This is a genomic window from Variovorax sp. LjRoot175 (assembly GCF_964253805.1).
In the GTDB taxonomy this organism is placed as follows: Bacteria; Pseudomonadota; Gammaproteobacteria; order Burkholderiales; family Burkholderiaceae_C; genus Variovorax.
The window spans coordinates 3803645-3824618 of the sequence record NZ_CAXURY020000001.1 but is presented as its reverse complement, the minus strand read 5'-3'; the positions used below and the strand labels follow the sequence as shown (position 1 = coordinate 3824618).

General features: G+C 65.8%; 23 protein-coding genes. 14 read left to right on the top strand and 9 right to left on the bottom strand.

Translation table 11 applies throughout. The annotated features are described in order from the left end of the window. Nucleotides 1–29: 29 nt before the first annotated feature. Entirely contained in the window at nt 30–851 is an 822-nt protein-coding gene (gene ppsR, locus ACSQ89_RS18930) for a posphoenolpyruvate synthetase regulatory kinase/phosphorylase PpsR (protein WP_093109831.1), read from the bottom strand. 195 nt (nt 852–1046) lie between these two features. Between ppsR and ppsA the strand changes: the two genes are divergently transcribed. From ppsA to dnaB, 7 genes are all read left to right on the top strand, one after another. Further along, entirely contained in the window at nt 1047–3440 is a 2394-nt protein-coding gene (gene ppsA, locus ACSQ89_RS18925) for a phosphoenolpyruvate synthase (RefSeq protein WP_436291103.1), read from the top strand. 209 nt (nt 3441–3649) lie between these two features. After that, nucleotides 3650–4186: a hypothetical protein gene (locus tag ACSQ89_RS18920; protein WP_436291104.1), complete on the top strand. Its 537-nt coding sequence runs from the start codon at nt 3650–3652 to the stop codon at nt 4184–4186. Between the two features lie 121 nt (nt 4187–4307). Further along, the gene (rpsF, locus tag ACSQ89_RS18915; RefSeq protein ID WP_093109828.1) at nt 4308–4682 is read left to right on the top strand and encodes a 30S ribosomal protein S6; all 375 of its coding nucleotides are present in this window, start codon (nt 4308–4310) and stop codon (nt 4680–4682) included. Between the two features lie 31 nt (nt 4683–4713). Next, entirely contained in the window at nt 4714–4989 is a 276-nt protein-coding gene (gene priB, locus ACSQ89_RS18910; RefSeq protein ID WP_093109905.1) for a primosomal replication protein N, read from the top strand. Nucleotides 4990–5010: 21 nt separating this feature from the next. Further along, nucleotides 5011–5292: a 30S ribosomal protein S18 gene (gene rpsR, locus ACSQ89_RS18905; RefSeq protein ID WP_007830781.1), complete on the top strand. Its 282-nt coding sequence runs from the start codon at nt 5011–5013 to the stop codon at nt 5290–5292. A gap of 13 nt (nt 5293–5305) precedes the next feature. Beyond that, the gene (gene rplI, locus ACSQ89_RS18900; RefSeq protein ID WP_436291105.1) at nt 5306–5758 is read left to right on the top strand and encodes a 50S ribosomal protein L9; all 453 of its coding nucleotides are present in this window, start codon (nt 5306–5308) and stop codon (nt 5756–5758) included. Between the two features lie 187 nt (nt 5759–5945). After that, nucleotides 5946–7352 (top strand): replicative DNA helicase, encoded by a 1407-nt coding sequence (dnaB, locus tag ACSQ89_RS18895; RefSeq protein WP_093109826.1) that lies wholly within the window; start codon nt 5946–5948, stop codon nt 7350–7352. Between the two features lie 25 nt (nt 7353–7377). Here dnaB and ACSQ89_RS18890 read toward each other — a convergent pair whose 3' ends face one another. From ACSQ89_RS18890 to ACSQ89_RS18865, 6 genes are all read right to left on the bottom strand, one after another. Then, nucleotides 7378–8088: a helix-turn-helix transcriptional regulator gene (locus ACSQ89_RS18890; RefSeq protein WP_093109825.1), complete on the bottom strand. Its 711-nt coding sequence runs from the start codon at nt 8086–8088 to the stop codon at nt 7378–7380. A gap of 43 nt (nt 8089–8131) precedes the next feature. After that, nucleotides 8132–8584, bottom strand: coding sequence for a GyrI-like domain-containing protein (locus ACSQ89_RS18885; protein ID WP_093109824.1), 453 nt, complete (start codon nt 8582–8584; stop codon nt 8132–8134). Nucleotides 8585–8603: 19 nt separating this feature from the next. Further along, nucleotides 8604–9053 carry an EVE domain-containing protein gene (locus tag ACSQ89_RS18880; protein ID WP_436291106.1) on the bottom strand — a complete coding sequence of 150 codons (450 nt, stop codon included), beginning with the start codon at nt 9051–9053 and terminating at the stop codon, nt 8604–8606. A gap of 76 nt (nt 9054–9129) precedes the next feature. Then, complete coding sequence (locus ACSQ89_RS18875; protein WP_436291107.1) at nt 9130–10878, bottom strand: PhoH family protein; 1749 nt, start codon at nt 10876–10878, stop codon at nt 9130–9132. A 191-nt stretch (nt 10879–11069) separates the two neighbouring features. Further along, entirely contained in the window at nt 11070–11546 is a 477-nt protein-coding gene (locus ACSQ89_RS18870) for a peroxiredoxin (RefSeq protein ID WP_093109821.1), read from the bottom strand. A 135-nt stretch (nt 11547–11681) separates the two neighbouring features. After that, nucleotides 11682–12068 (bottom strand): Mth938-like domain-containing protein, encoded by a 387-nt coding sequence (locus ACSQ89_RS18865; protein WP_093109820.1) that lies wholly within the window; start codon nt 12066–12068, stop codon nt 11682–11684. Between the two features lie 66 nt (nt 12069–12134). On the opposite strand from ACSQ89_RS18865, the gene ACSQ89_RS18860 reads away from it, so the two are divergent. From ACSQ89_RS18860 to moaD, 6 genes are read left to right on the top strand one after another with little or no spacing between them, the layout of a single operon-like run. Beyond that, a complete protein-coding gene (locus ACSQ89_RS18860; RefSeq protein WP_093109819.1) occupies nt 12135–13361 on the top strand; it encodes a pyridoxal phosphate-dependent aminotransferase in 1227 nt (408 codons plus the stop codon). A gap of 28 nt (nt 13362–13389) precedes the next feature. Next, complete coding sequence (locus tag ACSQ89_RS18855) at nt 13390–14712, top strand: homoserine dehydrogenase (protein WP_093109818.1); 1323 nt, start codon at nt 13390–13392, stop codon at nt 14710–14712. Then, entirely contained in the window at nt 14712–16127 is a 1416-nt protein-coding gene (gene thrC / locus ACSQ89_RS18850; protein WP_436291108.1) for a threonine synthase, read from the top strand. Before ACSQ89_RS18855 ends, thrC begins: the two co-directional genes overlap by 1 nt. A 15-nt stretch (nt 16128–16142) precedes the next feature. Beyond that, nucleotides 16143–16688 (top strand): molybdopterin-guanine dinucleotide biosynthesis protein B, encoded by a 546-nt coding sequence (gene mobB, locus ACSQ89_RS18845; protein ID WP_436291109.1) that lies wholly within the window; start codon nt 16143–16145, stop codon nt 16686–16688. Next, the gene (locus ACSQ89_RS18840; RefSeq protein WP_436291110.1) at nt 16681–17928 is read left to right on the top strand and encodes a molybdopterin molybdotransferase MoeA; all 1248 of its coding nucleotides are present in this window, start codon (nt 16681–16683) and stop codon (nt 17926–17928) included. The genes mobB and ACSQ89_RS18840 overlap by 8 nt, the downstream gene beginning before the upstream one ends. Before the next feature lie 2 nt (nt 17929–17930). Then, nucleotides 17931–18182 carry a molybdopterin converting factor subunit 1 gene (gene moaD / locus ACSQ89_RS18835; protein WP_126836506.1) on the top strand — a complete coding sequence of 84 codons (252 nt, stop codon included), beginning with the start codon at nt 17931–17933 and terminating at the stop codon, nt 18180–18182. On the opposite strand, the gene dapA is transcribed toward moaD, so the two are convergent. Continuing rightward, nucleotides 18169–19158 carry a 4-hydroxy-tetrahydrodipicolinate synthase gene (gene dapA / locus ACSQ89_RS18830; RefSeq protein WP_436291111.1) on the bottom strand — a complete coding sequence of 330 codons (990 nt, stop codon included), beginning with the start codon at nt 19156–19158 and terminating at the stop codon, nt 18169–18171. The genes moaD and dapA overlap by 14 nt on opposite strands. Nucleotides 19159–19311: 153 nt before the next feature. Here dapA and ACSQ89_RS18825 point away from each other — a divergent pair, with 153 nt between their 5' ends. Further along, nucleotides 19312–19788 (top strand): molybdenum cofactor biosynthesis protein MoaE, encoded by a 477-nt coding sequence (locus ACSQ89_RS18825; protein ID WP_093109812.1) that lies wholly within the window; start codon nt 19312–19314, stop codon nt 19786–19788. 102 nt (nt 19789–19890) lie between these two features. Here the strand turns inward: ACSQ89_RS18825 and ACSQ89_RS18820 are convergent, their stop codons facing one another. Then, complete coding sequence (locus ACSQ89_RS18820) at nt 19891–20889, bottom strand: Bug family tripartite tricarboxylate transporter substrate binding protein (RefSeq protein ID WP_093109811.1); 999 nt, start codon at nt 20887–20889, stop codon at nt 19891–19893. Nucleotides 20890–20974 lie beyond the last annotated feature (85 nt).

The window sequence follows — 20974 nt, the reverse complement described above, 5'->3', positions numbered from 1 at the left end:
ATCATAAGATCAATCTTAGTAAAAGCCAATCAGTAGGTCAGCCGCTCGGGCCGCAGCTCCTGCAGGATGGTGGTCGCGATTTCCTCGATCGACTTGGTGGTGGTCGACAGCCAGCGGATGCCGGCCCGCCGCATCATCGCCTCGGCCTCGCTCACCTCATGCCGGCAATTCTCGATGCTCGCGTAGCGCGAGTTCGGGCGCCGTTCGTTGCGGATCTCGCTCAGGCGCTCGGGCTGGATCGTGAGGCCGAAGATCTTCTTGCGATGTGGCATCAGGGCTGGCGGCAACTGCCGGCGGTCGAAGTCTTCGGGGATCAGCGGGTAGTTCGCGGCCTTCAGGCCATGCTGCATGGCGAGATAGAGCGAAGTGGGCGTCTTGCCGCTGCGGCTGACGCCGACCAGGATCACGTCGGCGCCGTCGAGGTCGCGGTTGCTCTGGCCGTCGTCGTGCGCCAGGCTGAAGTCGATGGCCTGGATCCGCGCGTTGTATTCCTTGCTCTTGCTCACGTCGCTGAAGCGGCCGATGCGATGGTTCGACTTCATCGCCAGCTCGATTTCGAGCGGCCGCACGAAGGTGCCGAACATGTCGAGCAGCATGCCCTTGCAGCCGGTCTCGATCACCTCGAGTACGTCCATGTTGGCCAGCGTCGTGAAGACGATCGGCCGCAGACCCTCGATTTCGGCCGTGTGATTGATCCGCCGCACGGCCTGGTGGGCCTTGTCGACCGTGTCGGTGAAGGGCAGCCGCACGTGGCGGGGCTTCATCTCGAACTGGGCGAGGACGGCGTTACCGAAGGTTTCGGCAGTGATGCCGGTGCCGTCGGAAACGAAGAAAACGGTGCGCGTGTGCATGGTTGGGCGGCCTTGTCCTGCGGCGCGCCGAAGCGGGCGGCGCCTACAATCCGGCCCATTATCGGGAATGCGCCAGCGCCGTTCCCCAATCCCAATGCCTTCTTTCATGCACACCGCCCCTGCGCCCAGAGCAAAAAGAACGATTGCGTCGCGCCGTCTGCATGTTGCCCCGGTTTTAACTTCTGGAGCTTTCCCATGTCTGCACTCTTCGAAGCGACCGCCCTGGTCGTTGCGTTTGAAAACCTGAGGATGACCGACGTCGAGTCGGTCGGCGGCAAGAACGCCAGCCTCGGCGAGATGATTTCCCAACTGCCCCAGGGGGTTCGTGTACCCACGGGGTTTGCGACCACCGCCCACGCGTTCCGCCAGTTTCTCGCCCACGACGGCTTGGCCGACCGGATCAGCGCCAAGCTCAAGAGCCTGAATACCGAGGACGTGCGCGCGCTGGCCACGGTCGGCGCCGAGATCCGCGCCATGGTCGAGGCCCAGCCTTTCCCGGCCGACCTGCAGAAGGCGATCGGCGAGGCCTTCGCCAAGCTCAGCGCGGGCAACCCCGAAGCCTCTTTTGCCGTGCGCTCGTCGGCCACCGCAGAAGACCTTCCAGACGCCTCGTTCGCGGGCCAGCAGGAGACCTTCCTCAATGTGGTGGGCATCGACGACGTGCTCCACAAGATGAAGGAGGTGTTCGCCTCCCTCTACAACGATCGCGCCATCAGCTACCGGGTTCACAAGGGTTTCGCCCATGACGTCGTGGCGCTGTCGGCCGGCGTGCAGCGCATGGTGCGCAGCGACCTGGGCGCTGCGGGCGTGATGTTCACGATCGATACCGAGTCCGGCTTCGAGGACGTGGTCTTCATCACCTCGAGCTACGGCCTGGGCGAGACGGTAGTGCAGGGCGCGGTGAATCCCGACGAGTTCTACGTGCACAAGCCCACCCTTCGGGCCGGCAAGCGCGCGGTGATCCGGCGCAACCTCGGCTCCAAGCTGATCCAGATGGAGTTCGCGAGCGCTAAGGAAAAGGCGGCCAGCGGCAAGCTGGTGAAGACCACCGACGTGCCGACCGAGCAGCGCAACCGCTATTCGCTGAGCGACGCCGATGTCGAGCAGCTTGCGAAGTACGCCTTGGTGATCGAGGAGCACTATGGCCGTCCGATGGACATCGAGTGGGGCAAGGACGGCACCGACGGCCAGCTCTACATCCTGCAGGCGCGCCCCGAAACCGTGAAGAGCCAGCAGCAGGGCAAGGCTGAGCAGCGCTACAAGCTGCTGGCCAAGGGCGCCGTGCTGGCCGAGGGGCGTGCCATCGGGCAGAAGATCGGCACCGGTCCGGTGCGCCTGGTTCACAGCATCAGCGAGATGGACAAGGTCCAGCCCGGCGATGTGCTGGTAACCGACATGACCGACCCGAACTGGGAACCGGTGATGAAGCGCGCTGCCGCGATCGTCACCAACCGCGGCGGCCGCACCTGCCATGCGGCGATCATCGCGCGCGAACTCGGCATTCCGGCCGTGGTCGGCTGCGGCGATGCCACCGACCTGCTGAAGGACGGCACCCTGGTCACGGTGAGCTGCGCCGAAGGCGATACCGGCTTCATCTACGACGGCCTGCTGGAAACCGAAGTCACTGAAGTCCAGCGCGGCGAAATGCCCGAGATCGACATCAAGCTCATGATGAACGTGGGCAATCCGCAGCTCGCCTTCGACTTTGCCCAGTTGCCGAACCACGGGGTCGGCCTGGCGCGGCTCGAATTCATCATCAACAACAACATCGGCGTGCATCCCAAGGCGATCCTCGACTACCCGAATGTCGATGCGGACCTCAAGAAGGCCGTCGAATCGGTGGCGCGCGGCCATGCCTCGCCGCGCGCCTTCTACGTCGACAAGGTCGCCGAAGGCATCGCCACCATCGGCGCCGCGTTCTGGCCCAAGCAGGTGATCGTGCGCCTGTCCGACTTTAAGTCCAATGAATACCGCAAGCTGATCGGCGGCAGCCGCTACGAGCCGGAGGAAGAAAACCCGATGCTCGGCTTCCGTGGCGCGGCGCGCTACCTGAGCGCGGACTTCGGCGAAGCCTTTGCCATGGAATGCGAGGCGCTCAAGCGCGTGCGCAACGAGATGGGCCTGACCAACGTGCAGATCATGGTGCCCTTCGTGCGCACCCTGGGCCAGGCCGAGCGCGTCACGGGATTGCTGGGCGAGCATGGCCTGAAGCGCGGAGAGAACGAACTCAAGCTGATCATGATGTGCGAGGTGCCGAGCAATGCGATCCTGCCCGAGGAGTTCTTGAAGTACTTCGACGGCTTCTCAATCGGATCGAACGACCTGACGCAGCTCACTCTGGGTCTGGACCGCGATTCCGGTCTCGAACTGCTGGCGGCCGACTTCGACGAGCGCGACCCCGCAGTCAAGGCCTTGCTGAGCCGCGTGATCAAGGCCTGCAAGGCCCAGGGCAAGTACGTGGGCATCTGCGGACAGGGCCCCAGCGACCATCCAGACTTCGCGCTCTGGCTGGCGGAAGAGGGCATCGAATCGATCTCCCTGAACCCCGACAGCGTGATCGACACCTGGCAGCAGCTCGCGCAGCGCTGAGGCCGGAGCGCGGCGGCGGTCCTGTCACCGCCGCGCTACAAATTCCGTCACGCCCGGCCTGTAATTCCCACGTCAGCTCGGTGTAATTGCAACCAGATGAATCTTTAGTGTCAAACTCATGACCTAGGGGAGGCGCAGCCCCGAGAGCGTAGACAGAGGACAACCATGAAACCTCGATCGCCCTCGGGAAATTCGCGATGGGGGACAGCATGATTCTTGTCAAGACGGAAGCCGGGCAGCAGGCGCTCAAGGACCGTTCGATCCGGCTCACGCCGCGCCAACGCTCGGCCTTCATCCTGTGCGATGGCAAACGCTCGGTGAGCGAAGTGCTCGATGCCGGCATGGGCATCGCACGCGAGGACATCGACCAGATGGTCGAACTCGGCTTGCTCGGGCAGGTGGGCGGAACGGCCGATGCGGCCAACACAGGGACGGTTTCGGTCCCGCCCAATTCGGCTGCGCCGGCCGTTGAAGTTCCGAAGGAGGCCGCGCGGCCGGCCGCGCCCGCCCCGACGGAGGCGTCCGCGGCGCACCCGGCCCCGGGGCGCTCGAATCAGCAACGCTACAAGGACGCCTATCCGATCGCGACCCAACTCACCGGCAGCCTCGGCCTGCGGGGCTTCAGGCTCAATCTCTCGGTCGAAGGCACATCGACCTACGAGGAACTGCTCGCCCTGTCGCCCAAGATCCGCGACGCAGTGGGCCCGGAGAAGGCGGCCGCACTCGATCGCGCCCTGGGCCTTTGACGATCTTCAGGCACTTCCCGGACGGCGATACCCTGCTACAATAGCCGGCTTTGCCTTGCCACACTGCGACCGACGCTGCAGGTGGCTTTATCCCTTCCACGGAAGATCCACAAGGAGTGCCATGCGTCACTACGAAATCATTCTGCTGATCCATCCGGATCAAAGCGAGCAAGTTCCGGCCATGCTGGAGCGCTACAAGGGCCTGATCACGGCCGGCGGCGGCAAGGTCCACCGCGTCGAAGACTGGGGCCGCCGTCAACTGGCCTACCAGATCAACAAGCTCAACAAGGCGCACTACCTGTGCGTGAACATCGAGGCCGAGCAGGCCGTGATGGCCGAACTCGAGCACGCGTTCAAATTCAACGACGCCGTCCTGCGCCACCTCACCGTGGTCAAGAAGAAGGCTGAGACCGGCCCGTCGTCGATGATGAAGACGGTCGAGCGCGAAGAGGCCCGCAAGGCTCAGCAGGCCGAGTACGCCGCCAACAACAACTGATGGTGTGAGCGCTGCCGCAGTCAACAGCCTCGTGCTGACTGCCTGCGTCGCCGAACTCGGTACCTTGCGCTTCACGCCTGCCGGCCTGCCCGCTATCGACCTACGACTCGAGCACGAGTCGACGGTGACCGAAGCGGCCCAGCCCCGGCAGATCAAGGCGGCCCTCAAGGCCGTGGCCTTCGGCGCAGTGGCCGAGCGGCTCGCGAGACAGGCGTTGGGAAGTCTCTGGCGTTTTCAGGGCTTCCTCGCGACACCGGGCAACGGCAAGCACCCAGTGCTGCACATCCAGGATTTTCAGCAAGATTAATTTTCGAAAAGAGGTCCCACAATGGCCACGTTCAAGAAATTCAACAAAGACAAGCGCCCGAAGCGCAACACCCAGTCGCTGCTGTTCAAGCGCAAGCGCTTCTGCCGCTTCACAGTCGCCGGCGTCGAAGAGATCGACTACAAGGACATCGACACGCTGCGCGATTTCATCAGCGAAAACGGCAAGATCATCCCCGCGCGCCTGACCGGCACGCGCGCGATCTACCAGCGCCAGCTCAACACCGCGATCAAGCGCGCACGCTTCCTCGCGATGGTGCCGTACAGCGACCAACACCGCGTTTAAGGAGCAAGACACCATGCAAGTCATTCTTCTGGACAAGGTCGTCAACCTCGGCGTGCTCGGCGAGATCGTCAAAGTCAAGGACGGCTACGCGCGCAACTTCCTGATCCCCTCGGGCCGCGCACGCCGCGCCACCGAAGCCAACAAGGCCGAATTCGAAGCCAAGCGCGTCGAACTCGAAAAGGCCGCGGCTGCCAAGCTGGCCGAATCGCAAGCCCAGGGCGAGAAGCTCGCCGGCACCACCGTCAAGCTGACGCAGAAGGCCGGCGTCGACGGCCGCCTGTTCGGCTCGGTGACCAACCACGACATCGCCGAAGAGCTCAACAAGCAGGGCTACAAGGTCGCGAAGTCGCAGGTGCGCATGCCCAACGGCCCGATCAAGACCGTCGGCGACAGCACCGTCAGCGTTGCACTGCACACCGACGTGGTGGTCGACATCACCGTCACGGTGTACGGCGAAAGCGCGTAAGCCTTCGGCAAGGAGAAAACAAGATCGCTGGTGCGATCTTGTCCTTGTGGGCCGCCTTTGGGCGGCCTTTCTTTTTGGCCGGCCGTGTTGTCCCGCGCATTGCACCGACAACTCACCGTTTATCCACAGCCTTATAAGGTGACGCCGTCCGCCGTGCCGCTTAGCATGTGCGGCTGCAAGGAAGTCCATGTCCGCCGTTTTCTCCTATGCCGACAACGATCCGTCGGCCGACCGCCAAGTTGCGCAGCTGCGCATCCCCCCGCATTCGATCGAGGCCGAATCGAGCGTGCTCGGCGGCCTCTTGCTCGACAACGGCGCCTGGGACCGCATGGGCGACCTGCTCGTCGACGGCGACTTCTATCGCCACGAGCACAAGCTGATCTATGCGGCGATAGGAACGCTGATCAACGCCAGCAAGCCGGCTGACGTGATCACCGTCTACGAGCAGCTGCAGAACCTTGGCAAGGCCGAGGAAATCGGCGGTCTGGTCTACCTGAATTCGCTGGCGCAGTACGTGCCGAGCGCGAGCAACATTCGCCGCTACGCAGAGATCGTGCGCGAGCGCTCGATCCTGCGCAAGCTGGTGAGCGCCAGCGACGAAATCGCGACCAACGCTTTCAATACCCAAGGCAAGTCGGTCGACAAGATCCTCGACGAGGCCGAACAGAAGATCTTCAACATCGGTGAGGAAGGCACGCGCATGAAGCAGGGCTTCCAGGGCATGGATTCCCTGGTGGTCGAACTGCTGGACCGCGTGACCGAGATGGCGGAGAACCCCAACGACATCACCGGTGTGCGCACGGGTTTCTACGACTTCGACAAGATGACCTCGGGCCTGCAGCCGGGGGACATGATCGTGCTGGCCGCGCGTCCATCCATGGGGAAGACTTCGCTGGCGATCAACATCGCCGAGCATGTGGCGCTCAACGAGGGGTTGCCGGTCGCGGTGTTCTCGATGGAAATGGGCGCTTCGCAGTTGGCGGTGCGTATCGTCGGCTCGATCGGGCGCATCGACCAGGGGCACCTGCGGACCGGCAAGCTCACCGACGAAGAATGGCCGCGCCTCACCGAGGCCATCGAGAAGCTGCGCAACGTGTCGCTGCACATCGACGAGACACCGGGCCTCACGACCAGCGAACTTCGTGCAAACGCACGCCGCCTCGCGCGCCAGTACGGGAAGCTCGGCCTGATCGTGGTCGACTACCTTCAGCTGATGAGCGTGTCGAGCAGCATGAGCGACGAGAACCGCGCCACGGCCGTGGGCGAGATCTCGCGCGGACTGAAGATGCTGGCAAAGGAACTCAAATGCCCGGTGATCGCGTTGTCGCAGCTCAGCCGCGGTGTGGAAAGCCGGACCGACAAGCGTCCGATGATGAGCGATCTCCGGGAGTCCGGTGCCATCGAGCAGGACGCCGACATCATCATGTTCATCTACCGCGACGACTACTACGACAAGAACAGCAAGGAGCCCGGCGTGGCCGAGGTGATCATCAGCAAGCATCGCAACGGCCCGACGGGCACGGTCAAGCTTGCATTCCTCAAGCCGCTCACCAAGTTCGAGAACCTGGCTGGCGGCGGAGGCGCCGACTTCTGACCCTGGCCGGCGGCGCGGACGGACGCTACCGCAGCCCGGACGATTGAGGTTCCGCCGGGTCCTCCTGCAGGCGGCGCAGCATCTCGGCCAGCGTCTTGCCGGGTTCGTCGCGAAAGCGCTCGGGCAGAACTTCGACCTGGTCGATGCGATCGATCCGGAAGGCTCGAAAGTCCTGCCGCAGCTCGCACCAGGCCGAGAAGGTCCAGACCCGGCCCCAATAGAAACAGCCGAGCGGCCGCACGATGCGCTGGCTCGGCGCGCCGCTGACGTCGCGGTAGTCCATGCTCAGCTTGTTGCGCGACTGCACCGCTTCGCGCAGCGTCTGCAAACGGGCGCGCGTGCCATCGTCGATGGAGAACGCCGGCGCGAAGAGCGCCAGGCTTTCTGCCGAGGCGCGCGCTGCCGGCGGCAGCACCGAGAGGATCTTGCCGAGCGCGGTCTGGATGTCGCGCGCCAGGGCGGGATCGACCGAGCTCTGGGCCAGCCTCGCCGAGGCGACGAGGGCCGCGGCCTCATCCTGCGTGAACATGAGCGGCGGCAGGTCGAAGCCGGCGCCCAAGCGGTAGCCGACGCCGGCTTCCCCTTCGATCGGCACGCCCTGGCGCTGCAGGTCGGCCACATCGCGGTAGACGGTGCGTTCCGACACTTCCAGGCGCTGTCCCAGGAATGCGGCGGTCGTGAGTCGTCGCCCGCGGATGAGCTGGACGATCTGGAACAGGCGGTCGGCGCGGCGCATGCAGGCAGGTCAATGTCGAACGGGCTTCTTGTCGAAATCTTTGTCAGTCCAGGTTGACGCCGATGTGGATGGCGACCTGGTCGGGGCCGCTGTAAGCCTCGAAGTCGCTGCGATAGGTGCGCTTGATTTCCGGGTGCTGCTCGAAATACTGCCAGATCGACTGCCAGACCGCGAGCACCATCTGCGGCATTTCGCCTTGTCCGCTGAAGACGAGGTAATCGCCGGCTTCGATCCGCACGGTCGCCGGGCCGCCCGAGACGGCCACGCCGGTCGTGATGTCGAAGGCGCCATGCGCATCGGATTCGTAGGCCGAATAGACGCCGTAGAGCCGCATGTCGTTGATCCGGTGCGGCCTTTCATAGGCTCGCTCGTCGAAGAAGCGCGTCCAGAGCTTCCCGATCCGGGCCGATTGCGGATCGTTTTCCTCGCGGTTTGTGGTTCGCACGGTCAGGCCGGCGATGCTGAACGCGTCATGGCGTTGGAGCTGGGGTTGCATGGTTTCTTCTCCTCTTGAATCAAAGGTCCAATGCCCTGATGCTGGCGTTCATGGCGCCGGCGATCAGGTGGATGTCGTGGTCGCTGACTTCGAGCAGCCCGAAGCGGAGCTTGTAGCCCCAGCGCTTCGGGTCCTCGACGAAGTCGAGGTGGTCGATGAGCGGCAGGATCGGTGCCTCCTGCGCGGCCACGTAGCCCACGTCGCGTCGCCACGCCACGAAGCCGCCGCCCATGTCCGCTTCGTAGGGCTCGCCCTTCTGCACGACGCCGATCGAGACGAAGCTCTGCAGCTTGTCGGTGCCGTGGAGCACCGTGGCGGGCGCGTAATAGGCGACACGATCACCCGGCGCGAGGCGCCGGAGGGGCGCGAGTTTGCCATGGCCGACCTGCATGAAGCCCAGGCCGGCGTGGTCGCGCCCACGGCGTGCATGTTCTGCGCTGGCGACGGCGATCCAATTCCTGCGGTTCATGCCGCCAATGCTGCGCGGGGGCTACTGACAACGTCCTGTCAGCAGCCTTCGCGCAAAGCGCAGGAACGCAGGCCGGCTACAGCACGTCGCTCGCGAAATCCGCCAGGCGCGAGCGTTCGCCGCGCGCCAGCGTGATGTGCCCGCTGTGCGGCCAGCCCTTGAACTTGTCGACCGCGAAGGTCAGGCCGGAGGAGCCTTCTGTGAGATAGGGTGTGTCGATCTGCGCCAGGTTGCCCATGCAGATGATCTTGGTGCCCGGGCCCGCGCGCGTGACCAGCGTCTTCATCTGCTTGGGCGTCAGGTTCTGCGCCTCGTCGATGATCACGTACTTGTTCAGGAAGGTGCGGCCGCGCATGAAGTTCATGCTCTTGATCTTGATGCGGCTGCGAATCAGCTCGTTGGTGGCCGCGCGGCCCCATTCGCCTGCGCCGCCGCTGTCGCCCTTGGCCAGGAACTCGAGGTTGTCGTCGAGCGCGCCCATCCAGGGCCCCATTTTTTCCTCTTCGGTGCCGGGCAGGAAGCCGATGTCTTCGCCGACGCTCACGGTCGCGCGGGTCATGATGATCTCGGTGTAGCGCCGATCGTCGAGCACCTGGGTGAGGCCCGATGCCAGCGCCATCAGCGTCTTGCCGGTGCCGGCGGTGCCGGTCAGCGTGACGAAGTCGACCTCGGGGTCCATCAGCAGGTTCATCGCGAAGTTCTGCTCGCGGTTGCGCGTGTTCACGCCCCAGACGGCATTCTTGATCGACCCGTAATCCTTGAGCGTCTTGAGCACCGCCGTCTTGTCCCGGATCTCGGTGACCCGTGCATACATGCTCGGCTCGCCGGGCGCCTCGAAGTAGACGAACTGGTTGATGTAGAGGTTCGGGACGATCGGGCCGCTGATGCGGTAAAAGGTGCTGCTGCCGCTCTGCCAGCTTTCGATGGTCTTGCTCTGGCGCGTCCAGAAATCGGCCGGCAGCGCCAGCGAGCCGGAGTAGAGCAGGTCGCCGTCTTCGAGCGTCTTGTCGTTCTGGTAGTCGTCCGCCGCGAGGCCGAGCGCACGCGCCTTGACGCGCATGTTGATGTCTTTCGACACCAGCACCACTTCTTGCTTCGGCCGGCCCGGCGCGTCTTGCGCGTAGAGATCCCGCAGCGCCTGCACGACGCCGAGGATCTGGTTGTCGGCCTTGCCCTGGGGCAGGCTGGTCGGCAGCGAATAGTCGAGCGGAGCGGTCTGGAAGAACAGCTTGCCGCCGGACTCCCGGTGGCCGGTGGAGTCGAGCTTCAGGCCCTTGGCGATGTCGGCGCCCTGCGTGCCGGCGAGCGCATCGAGGGTGCGGCTGGTCTGGCGGCCGTTGCGCGCGACTTCGGTCGTGCCTTTCTTGTGGCCGTCAAGTTCCTCCAGCACGATCATCGGCAGGAAGATGTCGTGCTCCTCGAAGCGGAACAGGCACATCGGGTCGTGCAGCAGCACGTTGGTGTCCAGCACGAACAGCTTGGCCGGGCCGTTGGGTTTGCTGCGCTTGGCGCGCGCCGCGTTCTGCGGTGCAGCGGGGGCTGGAGCGGGGCGGCTCTCGATCTGGCTGCGCGACGGCGCGGTCGGCGCCGGAGAGGGCGCCAGCGCCCTGACTTTGGGCACGGGCGGCGCCTCGATGCTTCCGCCGCCTTCTGCGGCGTGACGGTCGAACAGTTCGAGCGGCTGGGGCCCGTTGGACCGGGTCTCTTCAGTTCGCCGATCGGACGAGCGGCGGCCGTTTCTTCCGTGCGAAGAACGGGCGGGCGCGTCGTGCGCGTCCGGCGAAAGCAATGCGGCGCGTTTCGTGGGTGCGGGAGGCAGGGGCATGGGGCAGTTCGCTCGCAAAAAGAAAGAGGCCAGAAAGCGAAAAAGCCGCCTGAAGACCAGGGCGGCTTTGTTCGGGGGATGCGGTCGTGGAGCTCAACGGCATGAAACCATTATGCACATCGAATGTGTCACCTCCCGTGAACGTTGCGCATCGCCAACGCGACCGCGCAAAAGTACACGCTTGCAGGAGATCAGGCGGCCTTCTTGAGCGCCTTGACTGCTTTGAGCACGTCATCGACATGGCCTGGGACCTTGAGGCCGCGCCATTCGGCCTTGAGCACGCCGTCGGCACCGATCAGAAAGGTGCTGCGCTCGATGCCCTTGACCTTCTTGCCGTACATGATCTTGTTCTTGACCACGCCGAACATGTGGCACATCTTTTCTTCGGTGTCGGCAATCAGCTCGAAAGGGAGCTCGAGCTTGGCCTTGAATTCGTCGTGCGACTTCATGTTGTCGCGCGACACGCCGAAAACGGTGGCGCCGGCTTTCACGAAATCCTTGTAGCGGTCGCGGAACTGCATCGCTTCGGTGGTGCAACCGGGCGTGTTGTCCTTGGGATAGAAGTACATCACCAGCACGTGCCCGAGGTGCGAGGTGTTCGAAACCTTGATGCCGCCGGTGGCGTTGGCGTCGAATTCGGGAATGGGTTTGTTGACAACGATCGCCATGAAACTTGTTTTCTCCGTTTGATTCCATGTTCGAGCCCGCTCCTGGCTCTGGAGGCGCTCGAAATGGAGGATTGGTCGTTGCTTTACTGGGCGGGCTGCCGCTTTGCAACCCGCTATTTTACCCCGAAACGCCCTCTACTTGCCGTCATCCGGCCTCTCGACCAGCAGGGCGGCAACCACATGACGGCCTTCGCCCGCGAGGATGTTGTAGGTGCGGCAGGCGGCGGCCGTGTCCATGGTCTCCACGCCCGTGCGCTGCGCCATGAGCGGCTGCAGCCAGGCTGCCTGCGGAAAACGGATGCGCCCGCCGCTGCCGAAGATGATCAGTTCGGCGCCCATCGAGGCCAACTGCGCGAAATGCTCGGCGCCGAGCTGGTCGAAGCGGGTGCAGTCCCACGCGAAGCGCTCGCCGCGCGAGCCGATCACCACGCTGCTTTCGATCTTCTCGTTGTTGACGGCCACCCAGCCGGGACCGTGTGCGGTGAGGGTCTGGACGTCGGATTTGTCGGGCTGGAGCTTCATCGGGAGGCCGGGGGAACTGTGGTCAAATTATAGGTTTTCCCCCGTGCAGACGCCCTTGGAGGGACTTTGAAAGCGATCAAGAAATCGGCCAAGCTGGCCAACGTGCTCTACGACATCCGCGGCCCGATCATGGACGCCGCGAAGCAGATGGAGGAAGAGGGCCAGAAGATCATCAAGCTCAATATCGGCAACCTCGCGCCGTTCGGCTTCGATGCGCCCGAAGAGGTGCAGCAGGACATGATCCGCAACCTGCCGGCCTCGTCCGGCTACTCGGACAGCAAGGGCATCTTCGCGGCGCGCAAGGCGGTGATGCACGAGACCCAGAAACAGGGCATCGCGGGCGTGACGCTCGACGACATCTACCTGGGCAACGGCGCCAGCGAATTGATCGCGATGGCCGCCAACGCGCTGCTCAACGACGGCGACGAGCTGCTGCTGCCTGCCCCCGACTACCCGCTGTGGACTGCGGTCGCGAGCCTTTCGGGCGGCAAGCCGGTGCACTATCTCTGCGACGAGGACAACGGGTGGATGCCGAGCCTCGACGACATCCGCGCCAAGATCACGCCCCGGACCAAGGGCATCGTGGTCATCAACCCCAACAACCCGACAGGTGCGCTGTATTCGGACGAGTTGCTCAAGAGCATCGTCGCGATCGCGCGCGAGCACGGCCTCGTGATCCTTGCCGACGAGGTCTACGACAAGGTGCTGTACGACGGCGTCAAGCACACCGCCATCGCCAGCCTGTCGAAGGATGTGCTGACCCTGACCTTCAACTCGCTGTCGAAGAGCTACCGCTCCTGCGGCTACCGCGCCGGCTGGCTCGTGGTGTCGGGCGACAAGAAGATCGCGCAGGACTACATCGAAGGCCTCAACATGCTTTCGAACATGCGCCTGTGTCCCAACGTGCCGGGTCAATGGGCGATCCAGACGGCGCTCGGCGGCTACCAGAGCATCAACGACCTCGTGGGGCCCGGCGGCCGCCTGCGCCACCAGCGCGATCTGGCCTACGAGCTCATCACCGCCATCCCCGGGGTGACTTGCGTCAAGCCGAATGCCGCGCTCTACATGTTCCCCAAGCTGGACCCCAAGGTCTACCCGATCGACGACGACCGGCAGTTCTTTCTCGAGCTGCTGAAGGAAACCAAGGTGATGCTGGTGCAGGGCACCGGCTTCAACTGGGCGACGCCGGACCATTTCCGCATCGTGTTCCTCCCGCATGAGGAAGACCTGCGCGAAGCGGTGCAGCGCATCGCCGACTTCCTCGAACGCTACAGAAACCGGGCCGCCGCCTGAGGCCCTCATCGCTCAAGAGACGAAACGAATGAAACCCATCCAAGTAGGCCTGCTCGGCATCGGCACGGTCGGTAGCGGCACCTTTCAGGTGCTGCGGCGCAACCAGGAAGAAATCAAGCGCCGTGCCGGGCGCGGCATCGAGATCACGATGGTCGCCGACCTCGACCTGGCGCGCGCCAAGGCTGCCGTCGGCGAGGGCGTGCAGGTCGTGAACGACGCGCGCGCCGTGATCGCCAACCCCGACATCGACATCGTGATCGAGCTGATCGGCGGCTACGGCATCGCGAAGGAACTGGTGCTCGAGGCGATCGCCGCGGGCAAGCACGTGGTTACCGCCAACAAGGCGCTGCTCGCGGTGCACGGCACCGAAATCTTCGCGGCCGCCCATGCCAAGGGCGTGATGGTGGCCTTCGAGGCCGCCGTGGCCGGCGGCATCCCGATCATCAAGGCGCTGCGCGAAGGGCTCACGGCCAACAGCATCCAGTGGATCGCCGGCATCATCAACGGCACCACCAACTTCATCCTCTCGGAGATGCGCGACAAGGGCCTCGATTTCGGCACCGTGCTGAAGGAGGCGCAACGCCTCGGTTACGCCGAAGCCGACCCGACCTTCGACATCGAAGGCGTCGACGCCGCGCACAAGGTCACGCTGATGAGCGCCATCGCCTTCGGCATCCCGGTCCAGTTCGACAGGGCGCATGTCGAGGGCATCACCAAGCTCGCGGCGCAGGACATCAAGTACGCCGAGCAGCTGGGCTACCGCATCAAGCTGCTCGGCATCACCAAGCGGAAGGCGCAGGGCATCGAACTGCGAGTGCACCCGAGTCTCGTGCCCTCGAAACGCCTGCTCGCGAACGTCGAAGGCGCGATGAACGCCGTGGTGGTCAACGGCGATGCCGTCGGCACCACGCTCTACTACGGCAAAGGCGCCGGCAGCGAGCCCACCGCCAGCGCGGTGATCGCCGACCTGGTCGACATCACCCGTCTGCACACGGCCGACGCGGCGCACCGCGTGCCGCACCTGGCCTTCCATCCCGACGCCATGAGCGACCTCAAGGTGCTGCCGATGGCCGAGGTCGTGACCAGCTACTACCTGCGCCTGCGCGTCGCCGACGAGGCCGGCGTGCTGGCCCAGGTCACGGGGCTGCTCGCCACGGCCGGCATCAGCATCGATGCGGTGCTGCAGCGCGAAGCCGACGAGGTGGGCGGCGAGGGTTCGACGCAGACCGACCTGATCATCCTCACGCACGACACGCGCGAAGGCACGCTGGACGACGCGCTCGCCCAGCTGCAGGCGCTGCCCACGGTGCTGGCGCCGATCGTGCGCATCCGCAAGGAAGAGCTGTCCTGATGCGCTACCTGTCCACGCGCGGCCATCCGGACCGCCGCCGCTTCTGCGAGATCCTGCTGGAAGGCCTGGCGCCCGACGGCGGCTTGTACCTGCCCGAGCGCTACCCGCAGGTCGACGCGGCCACGCTCGCGAAGTGGCGCGGCCTGCCGTACGCCGATCTGGCCTTCGAAGTGCTCTCGCTCTACATCGACGACATTCCGCCGGCCGACCTGAAGGCGATCTGCGCCAAGACCTACACCGCCGAGGTGTTCGGCACGCCCGAGATCGTGCCGCTGCGCGAGCTCGAAGATGGCGTCTACCTCGAGGCCCTGTCCAACGGCCCCACGCTCGCCTTCAAGGACATGGCGATGCAGCTGCTCGGCAACCTGTTCGAGTACGAACTCGCGCGCCGCGGCGAGGAGCTCAACATCCTCGGCGCGACCAGCGGCGACACCGGCAGCGCCGCCGAATACGCGATGCGCGGCAAGAAGGGCGTGCGCGTCTTCATGACCTCGCCCGACGGCCGCATGAGCCCGTTCCAGCAGGCGCAGATGTTCAGCCTGCAGGACGCCAACATCCACAACATCGCGATCGCCGGCGTGTTCGACGACTGCCAGGACATCGTCAAGGCGGTCTCGAACGACCTGAATTTCAAGCGCAAGTACAGGATCGGCACCGTCAATTCGATCAACTGGGCGCGCCTCTTGGCGCAGGTGGTCTATTACTTTGCCGGCTACTTTCAAGCGACGGCGGACAACGAAAAGCAGGTGAGCTTTGCCGTGCCCTCCGGCAACTTCGGCAACGTCTGCGCCGGCCACGTGGCGCGTTCGATGGGCCTGCCGATCCGCACGCTGGTGGTCGCGACCAACGAGAACGACGTGCTCGACGAGTTCTTCCGCACCGGCGTCTACCGCGTGCGCTCGGCCGCCGACACGCACGAGACCTCGAGCCCCTCGATGGACATCTCCAAGGCCAGCAACTTCGAGCGCTTCGTGTTCGATCTCGTGGGCCGCGATGCAGCGAAGGCGCGCGGCCTGTTCGAAGGCGAGCTCGGCCGCAACGGCCGCTTCGACCTGAGCGCCGACCCGGCCTTCGCGCAGGCTTCCGAACGCTTCGGTTTCACGAGCAGCCGCAGCACGCATGCAGATCGGCTCGCGACCATCCGCGACACGGACAAGCGCTTCGCCACGCTGATCGACACACACACGGCCGATGGCCTCAAGGCCGCCCGCGAGCATCTCGCACCGGGCATTCCGATGATCGTGCTCGAGACCGCGCTGCCCATCAAGTTCGCCGAAACCATCGTCGAGGCACTGGGCCATGAGCCCGAGCGCCCCGCGCGCTTCGAAGGCATCGAGGCGCTGCCCAAGCGCGTCGTCAAGCTGCCGGCCGAGGCCGAGGCGGTGAAAGCCTACATTGCCCAGCACTGTGATTGATCGCGAAGGCGGCGCATGAAAGTCATCGGCTTCGCCGGCTTCTCGGGCGCGGGCAAGACCACGCTGGTCGAACGCCTGATCCCCGTGCTCAAGCTGCACGGCCTGCGCGTTTCGGTGGTCAAGCATGCCCATCACAAGTTCGACATCGACCATCCGGGCAAGGACACCTTCCGGCATCGCGAAGCAGGTGCCTTCGAGGTGGTGGTCGGGTCGGACAAGCGGCTCGCGCTGATCCGCGAGTTCGAGCGGCCGACGCAGCTCGGCGTGCACGACCTGGTGGCCGAGCTCGATGACCGTGTCGACTGGGTGCTGGTCGAAGGCTTCAAGCACAGCGACCTGCTCAAGATCGAGATCTGGCGCGAGCCCGGGGAGGGCGAGGCCGCTCGCCCCGCGCGCTACGTGGAAGACGCGCACATCGTCGCGATCGCGACCGACACGCCGGAACGCCTGCCTACCGCCACCGAGCTGCCGATCTTCGACCTGAATGACGTCGATGGCATCGGCGACTGGCTGCTGCAGAACGCGGGGCGTTTCGAGTACAAGGTGGAACGCCATGGCTGATCCATCCGCACGTCCTCCCCTGATGCCGCTCGACGAAGCGCTCGCGCGCCTGCTCGCGGCCGCCACGCCGCAAGTCGGCATCGAAAGCGTCTCCACCTTCGAGGCCGACGGCCGCGTGCTCGCGCAGGACGTGGTGTCGGCACTCACCGTGCCGCCGCGTGACAACAGCTCGATGGACGGCTACGCGCTGCGCGTAGCCGATTGCGCGGCACCCGGCGCGGTGTTGCGGGTGGCGCAGCGCATTCCGGCCGGCAGCGTGGGCACGCCGCTTGCGGCCGGCACGGCAGCGCGTATCTTCACCGGCGCGCAGATTCCCGAAGGCGCCGACGCGGTCGTGATGCAGGAAGACACGAGCGCGCTGCCCGAGGAGGGCGGCCTCGGAAGCGTGCGCATCGAGACCGTGCCCGCCGCGGGCCGGTGGATTCGCCGCGCCGGCGAAGACGTGGCGGCCGGCGACGTGGTGCTGTCCAGGGGCGAACGCCTCACGCCCGCGGGCCTGGGGCTGGCCGCCAGCGTCGGCCTCGACCGGTTGCAGGTGGCGAAACGCCCGCGCGTCACGCTGCTGTCGACCGGCGACGAACTCGTGATGCCCGGCGAGGTGGCGCCTGAGGCGATGAAGCCGGGCTCGATCTACAACTCCAACCGCTTCTTCATGCGGGCGCTGCTCCAGCGGCTGGGCTGCGAAGTGAGCGATCTGGGCATCGTGCCTGACCGGCGCGACGCGACCATCGAGGCCCTGCGCGCCGCGTCGCTTCGCAGCGACGTGATCATCACCACCGGCGGCGTGTCGGTCGGCGAGGAAGACCACATCAAGGCCGCCGTGCAGGCGCTGGGCCAGCTCGACCTGTGGTCGCTTTCGATGAAGCCGGGCAAGCCCTTCGCCTACGGCCGCATCGGCGACGCGCACCTCACCGGGCTGCCCGGCAACCCGGTTTCGAGCTTCCTGACATTCCTGCTGCTCGTGCGCCCGTTCCTGCTAACTCTGCAGGGCGCGACGCGCGTGGCGCCGGCGCCGATCGCGATGCGTGCCGATTTCGACTGGCCGCGCGCCGACCGGCGCCGCGAGTTCCTGCGCGCGCGGCGCAACGCCGCGGGCGGGCTCGACCTGTTCGGCAACCAGAGCTCCGGCGTGCTGACCTCGATGGTCTGGGGCGACGGCGTGATCGACACGCCGGCGGGCCGGCCCTTCAAGGCCGGCGACACCGTGCAGTTCATTCCCTTCGCATCGCTCCTGGCCTGAACATGAAAGTCACGGTGCGTTATTTCGCCTCGGTGCGCGAGGCACTGGGAACCGGCAGCGAGACCGTCGAGACCGGCGCGTCCGATCTGGCCGCGCTGCGCGACGAGTTGATCGCGCGCGGCGAGCCCCATGCAAGCGCGCTGGCTCGCGGCAAGGCCGTGCGCATGGCGCTCGACCAGGTCATGAGCGCCGAGAGCGCTGCGCTGCGCGAAGGCCAGGAAGTGGCCTTCTTCCCGCCGGTCACGGGCGGCTGAGCGCGGCCTGCATCCGGAAGAGGTGCTCGCGCAGCGCGCTGCCGGCCCGCGTCATCGGCGCGCGCAACTCGTCCTGCATCCATCCTTCGTTGGCGAGCACGGCCTTCAACGGTCCGGGGTTCGGTTCGGCGAAGAGCGCTTCGATCAAGGGCAGCAACGGTTGCCATTGCGCGCGCGCTTCGGCCAGCCGGCCTTCGCGCAACAGCTGCGCGACCTGCACGAAACGCGCGGTCTGCAGATGCGCGCTGGCCGCGATGGCGCCCACGCCGCCCTCGGCCAGCGTGCCGAAGAGCTGTGCGTCTTCGCCGGCCAGCACCTGCAGCCGGCCGTCGGCGATCAGCGCCCGCGTCTTGGCCAAGTCGCCGCCACAGTCCTTGATGGCGCGGATGCGCGGGTCGGCCGCCAGCGAGAGCAGCGTCTCGCGTGCGATCGTCGCGCCGGTGCGGCAGGGGATGTCGTAGACCAGGAGCGGCACGGCGCTCGCTTCAGCGATCGCGCCGAACCACGCGACGAGGCCTGCCTGCGAGGGCCGGATGTAGCTCGGCGCCGGCACCAGCAGCCCGGCCAGCCCGAAGTCGTTCAGCTGGCGCACCCAGTCCAGCGTCTTGCCGAGGTGGTAGCCCGAGATGCCCATGATGCGCGGCAGCGCGGGCGCGGCCTTCGCGACCGTGGCGAGCACGGCCAGCTGTTCGTCGCCGTCGAGCGCCGCTGCCTCGCCGGTCGAGCCGCAGACCACGAAGCCGGCAATGCCGGTGGACGCGAGCCGCTCGGCCAGCGCGGCGAGCGCCGCGTGGTCGACGGTGCCGCCCTTGCGAAACGGCGTCACGAGCGGGATCCAGAGGCCCGAGAAATCAGGGGTGGAAGAAGAGGGGTGCACGCGGATGTCCTTCAGGAATCGACCGATGGAAGAACCACCATCGGATGCGCGCACACGAGAAAACAGCTTCAGCTGGAGCCTTGCAGTTCCGTCGCTCATCCGACGACGGAACCGAAGCTCCGGTCAGACGAGCTCTGGTTTTTTGGCTTTGCCGCCCACGCGCACGCAGGCCATCGCTTCGGGCGAAGCGGGGCGGCGGTGCGGGGCGCGGGAAGGCATCGCCGCAGTCTAGCGCGGTGCCACAATCCGGCCATGGGCAGCCCACGCGTTTTCATTCAAACAGGCGATTTCGACCTCGCGCACGAGATCGCCGCGTTGCGCGGCGACGACAAGCGGGTCGGAGCGGTCTGCAGCTTCATCGGCACCGTGCGTGACCGCAACGATGGGGATGCGGTCGCTTCGATGGAGCTCGAGCACTACCCCGGCATGACCGAGAAATCCATCGAAGCCATGATCGACGAGGCGCATCGCCGCTTCGACATCCTCGGCGCGCGCGTGATCCATCGCGTCGGCCTCTTGCAGCCGCTCGACCAGATCATGATGGTGGCGGTGATCTCGGCCCACCGCGGCCAGAGCTTCCAGGCCTGCGAGTTCCTGATGGACTACCTCAAGACGCAGGCGCCGTTCTGGAAGAAGGAGCAGACGCCCGACGGCGCGCGCTGGGTCGATGCGCGCGTGGACGACGATGCCGCCCTGGCGCGCTGGGGCATCACCGTCAGCAACGCTTGAGTCATGCGGCCGCCGCCGGGCCGCCCCAAGGCGGGCCGCGCCTCCCCCTTGGGGGGTGGAGTTACACGCCGCAAAGCGGCGTGAAAAGCCGGGGGGCCAACACTATTGAGGGGTGAAGCCGCTGGCCTTGATGATGCCTTCCCAGGTCTGCGTATAGCTCCGCACGCGCCCCGCGAACTGGCCTTGCGGCTCGTAGGCGACCGTCAGGCCCATCGTGGTGAGCTTCTGCTTCACGTCTGGCATGGCCAGCACCTTGGCCAGGGCATCGCCGAAGCGATCGATGACCGGCTGCGGCGTGCCGACGGGCGCGAACACGCCGTAGTAGGGCAGGTCTTCCAGGTTCGCGAAGCCGAGCTCGGTAAAGGTCGGCACCTGCGGCAGCAGCGCCTGGCGCTTGCTGCCGATGGTGGCGACGATGCGCACCTTGCCCGCCCGATGGTTCTCGATGAAGTCGGGCACCGAGGCGATGCCGGCGCTGATCTGGTTGCCCAGCATGTCGGCCGTCATCGGCGCGCTGCCGCGGTAGGGCGCCGACTGCACGTCGATCTTGTACTTGGTGCCGATCATCTTCACCAGGAACTCGGGGATCGAGGCCGGCGCCGGCACGCCGATGGTGTCCTTGCCGCCGCGCTGGGTGCGCACCCATTTGAGGTACTCGTCCAGGTTCTTCGCCGGGGTACCGCCCGATACCGCGAGCACGTTGGCGAAGGTCGCGAAGCCGGCGACCGGCACGAAATCGGTGGCCGGATTGAAACCCGCGTTCTTCACCACCTGCGGCAGGATCGAAATGCTGTGGTCGTGCGAGAGGAACAGCGTGTGACCGTCCGGTGCGGCGGCCTTGAGGGCCTGCGCGGCGATCTGGCCACCGGCACCGGCGCGGTTCTCGACCACCACCGGCGCGCCCAGCTGGTCCTTGAGCTTCTCGGCCAGCGTGCGGGCGATCGCGTCGCTGCCGGCGCCGGCAGGAAAGCCGACCAGCAGCTTGATCGGCGTGCCCTGCTGCGCCTGCGCGAAGCCAGAGAAGCCCGCAATCGCGGCCAGGAGCCCGAGCGCGAAGACACGGCGCGGCGCGGAAGCGGCAATCCACCTTGAACAGAACATGAGCAACTCCAGACGATTGAATAAAGAACGAACGAGCGAGCAACACGCGTGCCCGGGTTCCAGGGAGGCTATTCTGAACGAGCGC

Excerpts from the sequence above, each read along its gene's own strand:
- ppsR (WP_093109831.1), bottom strand. The coding sequence starts at position 851 with ATGCACACGCGCACCGTTTTCTTCGTTTCCGACGGCACCGGCATCACT.
- ppsA (WP_436291103.1), top strand. The coding sequence starts at position 1,047 with ATGTCTGCACTCTTCGAAGCGACCGCCCTGGTCGTTGCGTTTGAAAAC.
- ACSQ89_RS18920 (WP_436291104.1), top strand. The coding sequence starts at position 3,650 with ATGATTCTTGTCAAGACGGAAGCCGGGCAGCAGGCGCTCAAGGACCGT.
- rpsF (WP_093109828.1), top strand. The coding sequence starts at position 4,308 with ATGCGTCACTACGAAATCATTCTGCTGATCCATCCGGATCAAAGCGAG.
- rpsR (WP_007830781.1), top strand. The coding sequence starts at position 5,011 with ATGGCCACGTTCAAGAAATTCAACAAAGACAAGCGCCCGAAGCGCAAC.
- rplI (WP_436291105.1), top strand. The coding sequence starts at position 5,306 with ATGCAAGTCATTCTTCTGGACAAGGTCGTCAACCTCGGCGTGCTCGGC.
- dnaB (WP_093109826.1), top strand. The coding sequence starts at position 5,946 with ATGTCCGCCGTTTTCTCCTATGCCGACAACGATCCGTCGGCCGACCGC.
- ACSQ89_RS18890 (WP_093109825.1), bottom strand. The coding sequence starts at position 8,088 with ATGCGCCGCGCCGACCGCCTGTTCCAGATCGTCCAGCTCATCCGCGGG.
- ACSQ89_RS18885 (WP_093109824.1), bottom strand. The coding sequence starts at position 8,584 with ATGCAACCCCAGCTCCAACGCCATGACGCGTTCAGCATCGCCGGCCTG.
- ACSQ89_RS18880 (WP_436291106.1), bottom strand. The coding sequence starts at position 9,053 with ATGAACCGCAGGAATTGGATCGCCGTCGCCAGCGCAGAACATGCACGC.
- ACSQ89_RS18875 (WP_436291107.1), bottom strand. The coding sequence starts at position 10,878 with ATGCCCCTGCCTCCCGCACCCACGAAACGCGCCGCATTGCTTTCGCCG.
- ACSQ89_RS18870 (WP_093109821.1), bottom strand. The coding sequence starts at position 11,546 with ATGGCGATCGTTGTCAACAAACCCATTCCCGAATTCGACGCCAACGCC.
- ACSQ89_RS18865 (WP_093109820.1), bottom strand. The coding sequence starts at position 12,068 with ATGAAGCTCCAGCCCGACAAATCCGACGTCCAGACCCTCACCGCACAC.
- ACSQ89_RS18855 (WP_093109818.1), top strand. The coding sequence starts at position 13,390 with ATGAAACCCATCCAAGTAGGCCTGCTCGGCATCGGCACGGTCGGTAGC.
- thrC (WP_436291108.1), top strand. The coding sequence starts at position 14,712 with ATGCGCTACCTGTCCACGCGCGGCCATCCGGACCGCCGCCGCTTCTGC.
- mobB (WP_436291109.1), top strand. The coding sequence starts at position 16,143 with ATGAAAGTCATCGGCTTCGCCGGCTTCTCGGGCGCGGGCAAGACCACG.
- ACSQ89_RS18840 (WP_436291110.1), top strand. The coding sequence starts at position 16,681 with ATGGCTGATCCATCCGCACGTCCTCCCCTGATGCCGCTCGACGAAGCG.
- moaD (WP_126836506.1), top strand. The coding sequence starts at position 17,931 with ATGAAAGTCACGGTGCGTTATTTCGCCTCGGTGCGCGAGGCACTGGGA.
- dapA (WP_436291111.1), bottom strand. The coding sequence starts at position 19,158 with ATGAGCGACGGAACTGCAAGGCTCCAGCTGAAGCTGTTTTCTCGTGTG.
- ACSQ89_RS18825 (WP_093109812.1), top strand. The coding sequence starts at position 19,312 with ATGGGCAGCCCACGCGTTTTCATTCAAACAGGCGATTTCGACCTCGCG.
- ACSQ89_RS18820 (WP_093109811.1), bottom strand. The coding sequence starts at position 20,889 with ATGTTCTGTTCAAGGTGGATTGCCGCTTCCGCGCCGCGCCGTGTCTTC.